Raw genomic sequence first — 14205 nt, forward strand, 5'->3', positions numbered from 1 at the left:
GAAAGTATCTCCGGCGGAGGATTAGTCCGGCATACTAAACTTATCAGGATAAATTATTCTTCCTGCTAATTCCCCGGATAGTTTCGAACTTAATGAGGCTGTCTCAAAAGTAATTTTTACCCAATTTTATCCGGGTACCTGGTGGAGAGAGTTTTCGTTTACGATATTCTCAGTGCCTTCAGATTACTTTTGAGACAGCCTCTTTGTATTTTCAGAGGTAGAGAAAATGATTTTCCGATCTATTGCACCAATGCACCGTTTAATCTCCTCAGCTCTGTTTCTGCGAGTTTGGTATTATACCTGGCCTGAATAAGCCGGTAGTTGGAGTCTTCGAGGCTTTGCTGCGCCTGTTTTACTTCAATGGTAGTAGATACACCCTGTTTGAAGCGCTCCAGTGCTACCATCGCATTTTCGTGGGCCAGCTGGTTATTTTCTTCTTCCAGCTGCACGGCTTTTTTATAGTACTCATAGTCTTTGAATGCATTGCTCAGTGATAGATCCACCTGCGACCGTACGTTATCCAGTGTGATGTTCTGAAAGTCGTAGTCGATCTTTGCATTCTGTACCTGCCGTTTTACATTGAAGCCGTTGAAAATAGGGATGGTAGCTGTGAAGCCATAATTAAGCACCGCATTGCGGTTGAATCGCGGACTGAAATTATTGGAGGCCGCGTTAGAAGTGTTACGGTTATAGTTATATGCGGAATTGAATGACAATACGGGGAAATAGTCTGCCCTGCGCTCTTTCACTGTAAGGGCGGATACGGCTACATTCTGTTGCTGCAGCCGGATGCTGGTATTGTTGTTGGCGATGCTTTGTTGCAAAGCAACAAACGATATGTCTGTTGTTAATGGTATGGAGTCCTGCACATCGTATTCGGTAGCGTTTGCAGGAACAGCCATCAGCTGATTGAGGAGCGCCTTGCTTTGTTCTATCAGTGTGAGCTGCCGCAGGTATAGCGCCTTCTGTGCATTCAGATCTACCTTAGATTGCAGCAGGTCTGTTTTAGGACCGAGGCCCGTAGTAAATTTGGCGTCAGATAACTTCACTCTTTCTTCAGAAATAGAAAGCTGTTCGCTGATTGCTTTTAGCTGCTGCTTTTGCTGTACAATGTTGTAATAGCCACTGATGATAGTGGCGACTGAATTTTGTACCTGGTTCTTGATTGCCAGTTCGCCAAGATCACGGATGGCCTGTAGCTTGTCGCGTGTGGCAAACATCTTCATGCCGTCAAACAGCGTCCAGCTGAGTGTGGCGCTGGCGTTGATGTTGTTGCCTTTGATACCACTGGTATCGCGCTTTGATCCGTTAGCAAATTCCTGCTTGGTAGCGGTACGGCTCCAGTTGGTGCCGGCAGTGGCATTGAGCCGCGGTACAAATGCGAAATTCGCGTAAGCGTAATCGTTAGCAGACAGCTCTGCGCTGTTGCGTGCAAGACGGATATCAAAATTATTCTTCAGCGCCAGATCAACGGCTTGTTCCACAGTAAGCACTTTCGATTGTGCCTGTGCAGCCCATGTACATCCCAGTAATGCCAGGAAAAAGAAACAATGCTTTATTATATCTTTCTTCATAAAAAATATTCGCTCTGAAAAATCAGGCATGAGCAGAAGCAACATCTTCTTCTTTGCCTTCAAGTCTTTCTTCTTCATCACTTTCTTCGGTGTTCTTACCTCTGCGGGAGAAGAAAGTATACATCGCCGGTATTACGAATAAAGTAAGCACCAGCGAGAAGATAATACCACCTACGATTACGATACCCAGCGGGATACGGCTGGTGGCGGCGGCTCCCAGTGATAAGGCAATCGGCAGTGCGCCCAGTGCCATCGCAAGACTGGTCATCAGAATAGGTCGCAGGCGCATGGAAGATGCATGTATCACGGCCTCAGTTTTGTTAAGGCCGGTATCACGCTGATGGTTTGCAAATTCCACGATGAGGATACCATTCTTTGTTACCAGACCTATCAGCATAATTACCCCGATCTGAGAAAAGATATTCCAGGTCTGGTTGAACAGCCACAGCGACAACAATGCACCGGCAAATGCCAGTGGTACTGTAAGCATGATGATCAACGGATCTATCCAGCTTTCAAACTGTGCAGCCAGTACGAGGTAAATCAGCAGTAATGCCAGTCCCAGCGCAAACATTGTATTGGAGCCGCTTTCAGCATAGTCGCGTGAGGCGCCGGACAATGCGGTGGCGTAGCTGTCGTCGATGACTTTCTCCTGTTGCAGCTTGTTGTATATACGGTACATTTCGTTGATACCGTCGCCGATGGTTCTGCCGGGTGCAAGACTGGCAGAGATAGTGGCGCTCTTGTACCTGTTGAAGTGATAAATGATTGGCGGACTGGTTTCTTCTTCTATGCTCACAACGTTATCCAGCTGGATGGCCTCACCGCGGGAATTACGCACATAGAGGTTTTGCAGGTCCATCGGTGCATCGCGGTTTGCGCGGAATACCTGCCCCATTACCTGGTATTGTTTACCATTGCGGATGAAGTAGCCATAGCGGAGGTTACTTAATGCCAGCTGTAATGTTTGTGAGATATCCTGCACAGAAACGCCCAGCTGAGTGGCTTTATCGCGATTGATGTGAATGCGTAGTTCCGGTTTGTTAAACTTCAGGTCTATGTCGGTTCCCTGGAATACAGGACTGGCGCCTACTTCATCCATGAATCCTGGTAGTACGGCAGTGAGAGAATCGAAGTTGATATGTTCCAGCACGAATGATACGGGAAGACCGCTGCGGCGACCCACCTGTATGGTTTGTGATTCTATGGCAAAGACCTTACCCTGCGGATACTTACTCATGCTGCGGTTGACCATGTTTACGATCTCTTTCTGTGAACGGTGACGTTCATTGGGTTCTGTGAGTACCACATTGGCAAAAGCGGTGTTCACCGCGCCGGAACCGCTGAAACCGGGAGAAGTCACGCTCAGGATAATCTTCTTTTCAGGTATAGAGTCCGCCAGGAACTGCGTGAGCTTATCCACATAGTTGTCCATGTAATCGAAGGAGGTGCCCTCCGGCGTGGTTATAGACAACCGGAACTGGCTTCTGTCTTCAAGTGGGGCCAGTTCAGACTGCAATGTCCTGAACAGGAAGTAGATAAGTACGAGGCATCCGGCGATGATTAATCCGGCTATCCAACGTACATGCATAAACGATTTAAGGGACCGTTCGTATCCTTCTTCCATCCAGCGGAAGAAGGGTTCTGTTTTAGTATAGAACCAGGAGTGGGTATGTGTTTTGCGTCCGATCTTTACATTGAGTACGGGCGTTAATGTCAGGGACACGAATGCGGAGATTAATACCGCCCCGGCGACTACGATACCGAACTCACGGAACAGCTGTCCTACAAAGCCCTGGAGGAAGATGATAGGGAGGAACACGAAGGCCAGTGTAATGGAAGTAGCGATTACGGCGAAGAAGATTTCTTCAGAGCCTTCGCGGGCAGCACGCATACGTGGCATACCGGCTTCTATTTTCTTATAGATATTTTCTGTTACCACAATACCATCGTCCACCACGAGGCCGGTAGCCAGTACAATGGCCAGCAACGTGAGTATATTGATCGTGAAACCGCATGCATACATAATGAAGAATGCGCCTATCAATGATACGGGGATGTCTATCAGCGGACGGAAAGCCATGAGCCAGTCGCGGAAGAAGAGGTATACAATAAGGATCACCAGGGTGAGCGCTACGATGAGGGTTTCCTCCACTTCTTCAATTGACTTTTTAATGAAGCGGGTATTGTCCATCGCTATGTTTACGGTATAATCCTCCGGGATGTCTTTCTTCAGCTGTTCGTACCTTTTATAGAATTCATCGGCGATGGCTACATAGTTGGAGCCTGGCTGAGGTATGAGCGCCAGTGCTATCATAGGGATACCGGATTCTTTCAGTACGGTTTCTTCATTCTCTGGTCCCAGCACAGCCTGTCCGATGTCGCGGATGTGTATTTCGCTGCCGTTTACATTTTTGATGATGAGGTTGTTGAAATCATCTTCTGAAATGAGGCGACCAAAGGTCCGCACGGTGAAGTCGGTGGCGTTACCGGCGATCTTACCTGAAGGCAGTTCCACGTTTTCTCTTTGCAGGGCAGCCTGTACATCAGAAGGTGTAAGGCTGTAGGAAGACAGTTTGGCCGGGTCCATCCAGATACGCATGGCATAGCGTTTTTCGCCCCATATCTGAATAGCGCTTACGCCAGGGATGGTTTGTAGTTTTTCGAGTAGTACGTTGGTGCCGTATTCGGTAACTTCCAGCTGATTGCGGGTGTTACTCTGTACGGTCATGGATATGATGGCGTCGGAGTTGGCGTCCTGCTTGGATACCACTGGGGGGGCATCAATATCTGGCGGAAGACTACGCAGTGCCTGTGATACTTTATCGCGCACATCGTTGGTAGCGCCTTCAAGGTCTTCGCCCAGCTCAAATTCCACGGTGATATTACTGCTACCCTGGCTGCTGCTGGAAGAGATATTTTTGATACCGGCAATACCGTTGATGGATTTCTCCAGTGGTTCGGTGATCTGTGTTTCAATAATGTCTGAGTTGGCGCCGGCATACGACGTACGTACGTTTACGATGGGCGGGTCTATGGCCGGGAAGTCTCTCACTCCCAGGAAGGTGAATCCCACGAGGCCGAATATCACGATGATGATATTCATCACGATAGCCAGCACCGGGCGTTTGAGAGATAAGGAAGGTAGACTCATGGTAAGTTATCAGATTTTCGGGCTATACGTTCCCTTATGTAGTATCTATTGTACCTTATTATATTTAAGCGGCATTCCAGGTTTAAGCTGAAGTATACCGGTGGTGATCACTGTATCGCCTGGCTTGAGGCCATTGGTGATCTGTACGTTGCTTTCGGTGCGTATGCCGGTTTCCACCACTACGAATTTGGCTCTGCCGCTGTCGGCCACGATCACTTTTTTATCACGGGTGCCGGGTATTACAGCCTGGGAAGGAATCATGATGGCGTCCGGGAGGTTTTTCAGCGCTATCTGCACTTTGGCGAAAGAGCCGGGAAACAGTGTACCGCTATTATTAGGCACCATGGCACGGAGTCTTACTGTGCGGGTGGTAAGGTCTATTTTAGGATCTATGGCATAGATGCTTCCTTTATATTCTTTGGTGTCGCCGGCTACGAAGAAACTTACCTGGTCGCCGGTTTTGATCACGTTGCGGTATTTTTCTGCTACGGCAAAGTCCATTTTCAGCGGGTCAATCTGCTGTAAAGTAGTGATCACGGAGGCAGAAGACACGATGGCGCCCTCGCTCACATTGCGGAGTCCAAGCCTGCCACTGAAGGGGGCACGCAGCTCGGTTTTCTGTAATTGTGTGAGTGTGTATTCAATATCGGCGCCGTATGCACTTACCTGGTTACGGGTAACGTCCACATCCTGGCGGCTGATACCATTTATTTTAAGGAGGTTTTCCTGGCGTTCGAGCGTAGTCCGTGCGAGCTGCTGTTGTAATTTCAGTTTTTCAAGCTGAGCACGCAGGTCTTCATCATATATCTTTACAAGGAGGTCGCCTTTTCTTACGTTGGTGCCTTCTTTAAAGTACAGATGTATGATTCGTCCGTTTATTTCCGGTTTTATTTCCACTTCTTCATTACTTTGCAGTGTTCCGCTGGCTTCTATGGACTGCTCAAGGGCGGATGTTTTCACCACCCAAGCATCTGTGAGCAGTTGTTTGGATGGGTTTTTAGGTCCTGCAGCGGGCCCGGCTGTATCTTTGTTGCCGTTTGCGGTCAGTTTTTTATAAACGAAAAAAATCACGATGCCAGCTGCAACCAATAATATAATGTTGCGGATGGTCTTTTTGCTGTTGGACATGTTTTTAGCGTTTGACTTTTAGCGTTTAGCTTTTATATAATTGAGAACCGGAAGATTGTTTTAGCTTTTTACTGATCTGGCAGCGTTATCACCAAAGGCTAACAGCATAAAACTGATGGCTGTTCCCATAAGCAGGACAAATTTAGTAAATGGACGCCGTGAATGGGTGTTACGACTGTTAAATAGCGTTAATGCATTAGATAAGTGGTGAAAAAGGAGGGTGAATGGAGATTTCTGATGAGCGACATCTAAAATCCTGGTATTTTAAGGTTAAATGGAGAATTATGCGTATGAATGGGTATAGGGAGACATAAAATCTTTTATTAACAATGAGATGAATATGTTTACTGTATTGACTTTGGTGGGATTGTACATTAGCGTGACCCGTTAAAATTCGGGCTATCTCTTGGCAATTCAATAAAAATTATATTTTTGCAGTCAAGTTTTAAACCAAAAACACTTAAAATTATGTCAGACATTGCATCAAGAGTTAAAAAGATCATTATCGACAAATTGGGCGTTGACGAAGCCGAGGTAACTCCTGAAGCCAGCTTCACCAACGACTTAGGCGCTGACTCTTTGGATACGGTAGAACTGATTATGGAATTCGAAAAAGAATTCAACATCTCCATTCCTGACGAACAAGCTGAAACTATTACTACTGTTGGCCAGGCAGTTGCTTACCTGGAAGAACATGTAAAATAATCCTACTAATCAGAATTGTTTTAATGCAACCAAGACGAGTTGTCGTTACAGGTTTAGGCGCTCTTACACCGCTCGGCAATTCCGTAGCCGACTTTTGGCACGGATTGGCGAACGGTGTATCCGGCGCGGATTTCATCCGTCAATTTGACGCTTCCAAGTTCAAAACCCGTTTTGCTTGTGAACTGAAGAATTTCGATCCTACGAATTACCTGGACAAGAAAGAGGCCCGCAAAATGGACCCCTTCACCCAAACAGCGGTGATTGCTGCCGATCAGGCGATATCAGATGCCAATATCAACAAAGACAAGATCAATGCAGATCGTGCCGGTGTGATATGGGGCACTGGCGTGGGTGGTATGATCAACTTCAGTCATGAATTACGGGACTTTCATACCGGAGACGGGACTCCCCGTTTCAGTCCATTCCTGATCACAAGGCTTATTCTTGATATCGCTGCCGGATATATCTCTATTCGTCACGGTTTCAGGGGGCCTAATTTTTCTGTTGTATCTGCCTGTGCTTCTGCTACCAATGCGATCATTGAGGCAATGTATAGTATCCGTTACGGGAAAACCGACCTGGTGGTAACAGGCGGTTCTGAAAATGTGATCAATGAGCCTTGTGTTGGCGGCTTTAACGCCATGAAGGCCCTTTCAGAGAGAAATGATGATCCTAAAACCGCTTCACGTCCTTTTGATCTGGACAGAGATGGTTTTGTAATGGGTGAAGGTGCCGGAGCACTGGTACTGGAATCCCTGGATCATGCGCTGGAAAGAGGTGCCAAAATTTATGCAGAGCTGGCTGGAGGAGGCGCTACAGCTGATGCACACCACATCACTGCCCCACATCCTGAAGGACTCGGTGCAATGAATGTAATGCGTCAGGCGCTGGCTGATTCCGGTTTAGACGCTACCGCTATTGACTATATCAATGTTCATGGAACTTCTACCCCCCTTGGTGATATCGCTGAGGTAAAAGCTATTCAGAAAGTATTCGGAGAGCACGCATATAATCTGAACATCAGCTCCACCAAATCCATGACGGGTCACCTTCTTGGTGCCGCCGGAGCCGTTGAGTCCATAGCTGTGATCATGTCTATCATTCACGGTATTGTACCACCTACGATTAACCATTTTACCGACGACCCTCAGCTGGACCCGAAATTAAATTTTACCTTTAACACCGCACAACATCGAGAAGTAAGAGCTGCATTAAGCAACACCTTTGGCTTTGGTGGTCATAATGCCTCTGTGATATTCAAAAAATTTGTTCCTTGATCCAGATTGTGTGAAATTACTGCCAGGTTTTTTATATCGACTAGTATCCAAGAAGAGGCACTTGTACAAAGAGCTTCATAGCTTGCTTGGCTTTCCGCCAGGCAACTTCGCTTTGTACGAAATAGCCCTGAGCCACCGTTCCAGCAAAGAAAAATTCCTTGAAAGCAACGAACGGCTGGAATATCTCGGTGATGCCATCCTGGGAGCAATTGTTGGTGATTATCTCTTTAAAAAATATCCTTACAAAACGGAGGGATATCTTACTGAGATGCGTTCCAAAATAGTTAACCGCCAGCAACTCAACGATATTGCCATTAAAATGGGCCTGCGTAAACTCACTATCTACGACAAATACAACAGCTTTCTCAAAATAAGCCAGATTTTCGGCAATACCCTGGAAGCCCTTGTGGGTGCGGTATATCTCGACAAAGGTTATAATAAAACCCAGCAGTTTGTTCACAAACGCATCCTCATGCCTTATATAGACATGGAGTTGCTTGAGAGCGTGGAGATGAACCACAAGAACAAATTGTATGGCTGGGCCAATAAGAATGGCAAAGTGCTGGAGTTTGAACTACTGGATGAACAAATGGACAATGGCCGCCGCATCTTCACAGTTGGCGCTGTGGTAGACGGGCAGCTCATTTGCAGCGGTAAAGCCTTCAATAAAAAAGATGCCAGCCAGATTGCAGCCCAGCTGGCTATTCAGCAACTCGGTCTCGGAGATAGTGTCTGAATCTTATTACCCTTCCCGTTTTACAGGATGCCGCAAAATTGTCTTCAGCTTCTCCGGCTGTGTTTTCCGATGATCCGATAAATATATTTCATGATGACGCCCATTCATCGCTAATCCATCTTTCTTCATCAGTTCTTCCATCTTTTTCAATGATACCGGTTCCTCGCTGAAAGGACCATTATGCAACAGCTGCACACTTGGGCCTTCTTCTATTTCTTTGAAATTGACTTCCCTGAATAAAGATGAGTGCTTCTTTTTCTCTGCTGTGACCACGGCGGCAGCAAAATGCCGATGGGTCACATAATCCGGCATTCTGATGGCCAGTTCATAACACCATTCACTCCGCGGAACCTTCAAGGGATCTACATGCTTATCCTCTACCCACCAGAATCCTTCAAGCTTGCTTACAATAAAGTCTTTCGATTGCTGCTTGCAGATACCTTTGATACTGTATGCTACTGTATACAATGTGCCGATAGTTTCTGAAAAAGCTGCCCCATCGGGGTCGCCTTTGCCGGTCAGCGTTATAAAACTGCCTTTCTCAATAGTGACCACCTGTGGCGTTGTTGTGGCTGTATAATAGTTTTTGTAAGCTTTAGTAAGATCCAGTTTAGTCATTTGCGTTAGTGTTTGATCATTATAGATAATTAATGCTATCAGTAATACCCTTCCCAGGTATTGAAAACATTTCATGTAGTTAAGGTTTTGCAATGCCAATACGGATATTGGTCAGGTTCTGTTCCGGATTTTCAAAATCATACAGGAGGTACTGTTCTGTGCTATAGCCGGTCATTTGCAGACCGAGTATTTGTATGGCTGATATGAGTTTCGCATAGGTCTCACCCAGGTGTTCCCAAGGCCCTTTATGCATGAGGCTTACACAATGAAAGGGTGCTATGGTTTCACATTGGTGGGGCGCTGCTACCGGTTTTACCGTGGCTACCGGCAGGCCAATATCCAGTGTGAAGACCGTATCGGGGTGACCGTCAAACCCATGATAGTGCCATTGCTGTGCGCCGCTTACTTCCAGTCCGGAGGTGGCAGCCTCCTGGTATATCTCTTTAATGGCATGACGTACCAGGGGCAACAGGCCAGCCAGGTTGGTCTGGTAGCGGCGGAAAAGGAAGTGAAGCGGTAATGCCGTATAGATGTCCGGGATATCTATAGAGAGGAAGAAGCTGAACCATGTATTGAGCTGTTCGTTCTGCAGCAGATTGAAATGGGTGAAGATCTCTTTGGTGAAAGCCACCATAGCGGTTCCTGCGGCTGTGATGATATTCCCGCCATTTACGGCAGGCTGGTTCTGGTACAATGCCATGCCTTTGTAGGCAGGAGCCATCATCTTCAATACTTCCGGGTGATTGCCGGTATGGGTAATATTATCGAGAAAGCCGTGCTGGCCAAGAAAGACAGTTGCATCACAGATAGCGGCCAGCATTTTGCCAGCAGCGAGGTGTTTGTGGATCAGTGGCAGCAATTCGGTATTACCGCCCTGCCCGATGGATGCGCCACCGGGAATAATGAGCAGGTCTATGTCCGCCTGCATGGCATCGGCGAGACTCTGTTGTGGCTGAACATGCATGTTTCCACCTGAGGTAACCGGTTGCCCGTCCAGTGAAAATGTGATCACGGATGCATCGGTAAATGTATGCAGGCCGTATGAAACCAGTGCTGGTTCCCAGTCGGAGTATTGGTTATATACAAATACGTAGCAGTTGCGGAGAGTAGTCATATGCGGTGTTTTTTGTTTTACAGTACAAAACAACAACCGGCATATGACAACCTTATGTCAGGAGCATTTAAAAAAATTACAGGTAGTGCTCTTTTAGTTCGATAACAAGCGCCTGCATGGCGGTTTTCAGCTCATCGGATTCCAGGATTTTCACAGCTGATCCGAACATTACCAGCCAGCGGGCGATGTAGCCAACAGACGATGTCAGGAAAGTGAGCTCCGTTTGGTCGCCCTTCACGGTTTCTTCCATCAGCCCGAAATAATACTTCTGTTCTCTCATAAACCTCATCATATTAGCATCCACACTGATTTTGACAATCTGTGGCTGCTCTCCGGAATGGGGCTTGCTCCGTTTTTGCTCCAGGTATTCCTGGAGGGAGATGCGGCTGTTCTTTTTATAATAACTGGAGGTGACGTTCAATTTGCGGATGCGGTCTATCCTGAAGTCGCGGTAACCCTGGCGCAGCCTGCACCAGGCTATGAGATGCCAGTAGCCGGACATATGGAAAATGCCGATCGGCTCTACTTCGCGCCGGGTGGCCACTTCCTCCTGAAAGGAGAAATATTCCATACTGATCACCTGGTGCATGCCCAGTGCCTGTTGGATATCCGTGAGAAAGCGGTTGGGGAAACCATTGTCGTCTTCGAGGTGGGTTGGGCGGACACGTAATACCGCAATATTCTCATCCAGGGACTCAAGATAGTCTTTCTCGCTGCCCCGCAAAACAGACCGGATCTTTTCCATGGCAAAAGAGAATTGTTTCCTGTTGGAGTGATCGCTGAGCTGCTCCATTAGTTTTTCCCCTGTAAGCAGGGCGGCAGCTTCTTCCTTTGAAAACATTACCGGTGGCAGGTGGTAGCCGTCTACGATATAATAACCAGTACCAGCTTCCGCCCCAATGGGCACACCGGCTTCCTGCAGGGCCTTGACATCCCGGTACACCGTTCTCAGGCTGATATTAAAACGGTCCGATATTTCGGACGCTTTTACAATCTTCTTACCTTGCAGTTGTATGAGAATGGCAGTAAGCCGGTCTATTCGATTCATGGTGGTAGCGAGTTCTGAACGCTAATTTCGGTTGCAGAAAACTATTTTTTAGTTTTTTTTTTGTGTTCGTTAAACTTTGGCTTTTGTAAAATGTCTTTAATACATAGAAAACTTCCGGAAAATTTTAAGATATTGAGTTAGAGACAATTGTGGTTACCCCGGAAGATATTATAACGATGCTACAGTACAGAATATAGGTTAAATGGTAAGCCCCTGCAATTTCTTGCGGGGGCCCTTTTATTTAGGGATTTTTTTATGTAGTTATTTAGTTATTTGAAATGCAGCGGAAATCATACTTTATTAATTACATTTATTGATCTCCGCTGCATTTCAAATAACTAAATAACTACATAAAAAAATCCTTTAATATTAATAGCTCATCTCCGTTAACTTTACTTTTCCACGGAAAGTCCAGAAAACAAATACGCTATAGCCTATTACCAGTGGAGTACCTATAGCGGCAATCAGCAACATGATTTTGAGTGACTTCACAGAAGATGCGGCCTGATATATACTCACATTGTAAGAAGGGTCAGTGGTGGAGATCACAATATTCGGATAGAGGCCCACGGCAAATAATATCAGCAGGCAAGACATAATGATACAGGAGTAAAGGAATGCAGTCATATACTTCCTGGCGTCGATGTTACGCTTGATGTTCAGCACTATCAACACTGCCATCATCGGTAATATGAACAACTCCGGATGGTTTTTGAACTGATGCGTCATATGCGGCACATAGATTAGTGTAGCCATTGACGTTAGTATGAAGCAGAGAATGAAGAACTTGCTGCAGTTGTTCACCAGCACGGTTAGCTTGGCATACAGCCTGTTTTCGGTTTTCATCACCAGGTAGATAGCCCCGTGAAGCATGAACAAAGACAAGGTGGTGAATGCGATCAGGATAGCATATGGATTGAAAAAGGTAAGCAGATTACCGGTGAATTCATGATCCTTATTCAGTGGCAATCCGTGGATAAGGTTGCCCAGCACTAATCCCAGCAACAGCGTGATAGATGTGCTGGATGCAAAATAGCTGATATCCCACATCCGGCGCCACCAGGGCCAGGGCTCTTTGCTGCGGAATTCTATGGAAATGGCCCTGAAGATCAGCGCCACGAGGAACAACATGAAGGGCACATAGAAGGTAGAAAGGATCACTCCATATACAACAGGGAAGCCTGCAAACAGCGCTCCTCCTGCAATTACCAGCCAAACTTCATTACCGTCCCAAACGGGACCGATTGCGTTCAGCGCGAGTCTTCTGCTTTCTTCTTTATTGAAGAAGAGATGCAATGATCCTGCGCCAAGATCAAAGCCGTCGAGCATACCGTAACCGGTGATCAGCCCGCCGATCACTAAAAACCACCATGTGGGAAGGTCCAGTCCGAGAATTGTTTCCATACAGCTATAATTTTTTAGGCAGGAAGATCAGCCAGGTTATTTTTATAGTAAGCGTCATCGTCATCTTTAACATCAGGGCCATGCTGGATCTTACGGTTCAATAAATAGAGGAACAGGGCAAACAGCACCACATATACAAAGGTGAACAGCACCAGTGAGAACATCACCTGATCTGCAGTGACCTTTTTTGACAGTGCGTCTGAGGTGCGGAGCAGCTTGTACACAACCCAGGGCTGGCGTCCTACTTCTGCTGCATACCAGCCCACCTGGTTAGCAATCTGCGGCAGCAGTACGGCCCATGCAAAGATGATCATCAGCCACCGCTGGTTGAACAGTTTTCTACGCCACAAGAGGAAAACTGCCAGCAATGTAAGCCCTATCAGTGTTACGCCAATGCTGATCATAATATGATAAGTCTGGAATACAAAATTCACAGCGCGTGGCCGGTCTTTTTCGGGCGTAGCCCGGAGACCTTCCACCGGTGCGTTGAAATCGCCGTGTGTCAGAAAGGAAAGTCCACCAGGAATTTTGATACCGCTTGTTTTTTGCAACTTGTTGTCTACCCATCCGATGATATACATATCGGCTACAGCGAGGCTGTCGTAGTGGCCTTCCATTGCAGCGAGTTTTGCCGGCTGGTATTTGCTTACATAATGCGCAGAGCGGTGGCCGGTAAAGAGTTGCAGCAAAGCTGCCACCACAGCTACAGACAGGCCCACTTTAAACATGGCCTGCGCGTGCCTTACCACACGGTTTTTAATAATGTACCATGCGCCTACGCTCATCACAAGAAATGCGCCTGCCAGAAAAGCTCCGATGATAACGTGTGCATAGCGGTCCATGCTGGAAGGGTTGAACACCATAGCCCAGAAATCTGTTACCACAGCGCGTGCGCCGAGGTCGTGGCCTTCGATGCGGTAGCCTGCCGGTGTTTGCTGCCAGGAGTTGGCAATAACGATCCATAATGCGGAAAACATGGAGCCAAGCGCTACCATGATGGTGGAGAAGTAATGGACGCCTTTATTAACTCTGTCCCATCCGAAGAGCAATACGCCCAGGAATGCGGATTCCATCCCAAAGGCGAAGATGCCCTCCGCTGCGAGGGCACTGCCGAAGATGTCGCCTACATAGTGTGAGTATGTGGCCCAATTGGTACCGAATTCAAACTCCATCACAATGCCCGTTGCCACTCCGATACCGAAGATGAGCGCAAATATTTTGATCCAGAATTTAGTGATCTCCTTATATAATATATCGCCTGTTTTCAGGTAAAGGCCTTCCATAATCACCAGGCATAGCCCGAGGCCGATGCTCAGTGGAGGATAGATGTAATGGAATGCGATAGTGAAGGCAAACTGTATCCTGGATAATATTTCTACGGAAGGCATAACACTTAATTATGGTTACAAAGGTAGCAGGCGATCTTATCCAAGCACCTGATGTTTAT

The 14205-nt window shown here is 46.9% G+C and carries 11 protein-coding genes; 3 read left to right on the plus strand and 8 right to left on the minus strand.

Going from position 1 to position 14205, the window contains the following annotated elements; translation table 11 throughout:
• Positions 1-239 precede the first annotated feature (239 nt).
• The 3 genes from VM802_RS18375 to VM802_RS18385 are packed head-to-tail and all read right to left on the minus strand — an operon-like array spanning position 240 to position 5856.
• Complete coding sequence (locus VM802_RS18375) at positions 240-1574, minus strand: TolC family protein (RefSeq protein WP_325533178.1); 1335 nt, start codon at positions 1572-1574, stop codon at positions 240-242.
• Positions 1575-1596: 22 nt separating this feature from the next.
• Positions 1597-4728 (minus strand): efflux RND transporter permease subunit, encoded by a 3132-nt coding sequence (locus VM802_RS18380; RefSeq protein WP_325533180.1) that lies wholly within the window; start codon positions 4726-4728, stop codon positions 1597-1599.
• A gap of 45 nt (positions 4729-4773) precedes the next feature.
• On the minus strand, positions 4774-5856 hold the full coding sequence (locus VM802_RS18385) for an efflux RND transporter periplasmic adaptor subunit (protein ID WP_325533182.1): 1083 nt from the start codon (positions 5854-5856) through the stop codon (positions 4774-4776).
• Positions 5857-6324: 468 nt separating this feature from the next.
• On the opposite strand from VM802_RS18385, the gene VM802_RS18390 reads away from it, so the two are divergent.
• The 3 genes from VM802_RS18390 (at position 6325) to rnc (ending at position 8574) form a co-directional block, all read left to right on the plus strand.
• Positions 6325-6561, plus strand: a complete 237-nt coding sequence (locus tag VM802_RS18390; RefSeq protein ID WP_012788038.1) for an acyl carrier protein — start codon at positions 6325-6327, stop codon at positions 6559-6561.
• Positions 6562-6584: 23 nt separating this feature from the next.
• Positions 6585-7838 carry a beta-ketoacyl-ACP synthase II gene (gene fabF / locus VM802_RS18395; RefSeq protein WP_325533204.1) on the plus strand — a complete coding sequence of 418 codons (1254 nt, stop codon included), beginning with the start codon at positions 6585-6587 and terminating at the stop codon, positions 7836-7838.
• Between the two features lie 61 nt (positions 7839-7899).
• Positions 7900-8574: a ribonuclease III gene (gene rnc, locus VM802_RS18400; protein ID WP_325533206.1), complete on the plus strand. Its 675-nt coding sequence runs from the start codon at positions 7900-7902 to the stop codon at positions 8572-8574.
• A 6-nt stretch (positions 8575-8580) separates the two neighbouring features.
• On the opposite strand, the gene VM802_RS18405 is transcribed toward rnc, so the two are convergent.
• The 5 genes from VM802_RS18405 to VM802_RS18425 all read right to left on the minus strand — a co-directional run bounded on the left by VM802_RS18405 (position 8581) and on the right by VM802_RS18425 (position 14146).
• Complete coding sequence (locus tag VM802_RS18405) at positions 8581-9267, minus strand: GyrI-like domain-containing protein (protein ID WP_325533208.1); 687 nt, start codon at positions 9265-9267, stop codon at positions 8581-8583.
• 4 nt (positions 9268-9271) lie between these two features.
• Positions 9272-10306, minus strand: coding sequence for a DJ-1/PfpI family protein (locus VM802_RS18410; RefSeq protein ID WP_325533210.1), 1035 nt, complete (start codon positions 10304-10306; stop codon positions 9272-9274).
• A gap of 76 nt (positions 10307-10382) precedes the next feature.
• Positions 10383-11354 carry a helix-turn-helix transcriptional regulator gene (locus tag VM802_RS18415; RefSeq protein ID WP_325533212.1) on the minus strand — a complete coding sequence of 324 codons (972 nt, stop codon included), beginning with the start codon at positions 11352-11354 and terminating at the stop codon, positions 10383-10385.
• A gap of 369 nt (positions 11355-11723) precedes the next feature.
• Positions 11724-12758, minus strand: coding sequence for a cytochrome d ubiquinol oxidase subunit II (cydB, locus tag VM802_RS18420; protein ID WP_325533214.1), 1035 nt, complete (start codon positions 12756-12758; stop codon positions 11724-11726).
• 14 nt (positions 12759-12772) lie between these two features.
• Complete coding sequence (locus tag VM802_RS18425) at positions 12773-14146, minus strand: cytochrome ubiquinol oxidase subunit I (RefSeq protein WP_325533216.1); 1374 nt, start codon at positions 14144-14146, stop codon at positions 12773-12775.
• Between the last annotated feature and the right edge of the window lie 59 nt (positions 14147-14205).

This window comes from Chitinophaga sp., from assembly GCF_035538455.1.
Lineage (GTDB): Bacteria > Bacteroidota > Bacteroidia > Chitinophagales > Chitinophagaceae > Chitinophaga.

Excerpts from the sequence above, each read along its gene's own strand:
- VM802_RS18405 (WP_325533208.1), bottom strand. The coding sequence starts at position 9,267 with ATGAAATGTTTTCAATACCTGGGAAGGGTATTACTGATAGCATTAATT.
- VM802_RS18410 (WP_325533210.1), bottom strand. The coding sequence starts at position 10,306 with ATGACTACTCTCCGCAACTGCTACGTATTTGTATATAACCAATACTCC.
- VM802_RS18425 (WP_325533216.1), bottom strand. The coding sequence starts at position 14,146 with ATGCCTTCCGTAGAAATATTATCCAGGATACAGTTTGCCTTCACTATC.
- VM802_RS18375 (WP_325533178.1), bottom strand. The coding sequence starts at position 1,574 with ATGAAGAAAGATATAATAAAGCATTGTTTCTTTTTCCTGGCATTACTG.
- cydB (WP_325533214.1), bottom strand. The coding sequence starts at position 12,758 with ATGGAAACAATTCTCGGACTGGACCTTCCCACATGGTGGTTTTTAGTG.
- VM802_RS18415 (WP_325533212.1), bottom strand. The coding sequence starts at position 11,354 with ATGAATCGAATAGACCGGCTTACTGCCATTCTCATACAACTGCAAGGT.
- VM802_RS18390 (WP_012788038.1), top strand. The coding sequence starts at position 6,325 with ATGTCAGACATTGCATCAAGAGTTAAAAAGATCATTATCGACAAATTG.
- VM802_RS18380 (WP_325533180.1), bottom strand. The coding sequence starts at position 4,728 with ATGAGTCTACCTTCCTTATCTCTCAAACGCCCGGTGCTGGCTATCGTG.
- VM802_RS18385 (WP_325533182.1), bottom strand. The coding sequence starts at position 5,856 with ATGTCCAACAGCAAAAAGACCATCCGCAACATTATATTATTGGTTGCA.
- fabF (WP_325533204.1), top strand. The coding sequence starts at position 6,585 with ATGCAACCAAGACGAGTTGTCGTTACAGGTTTAGGCGCTCTTACACCG.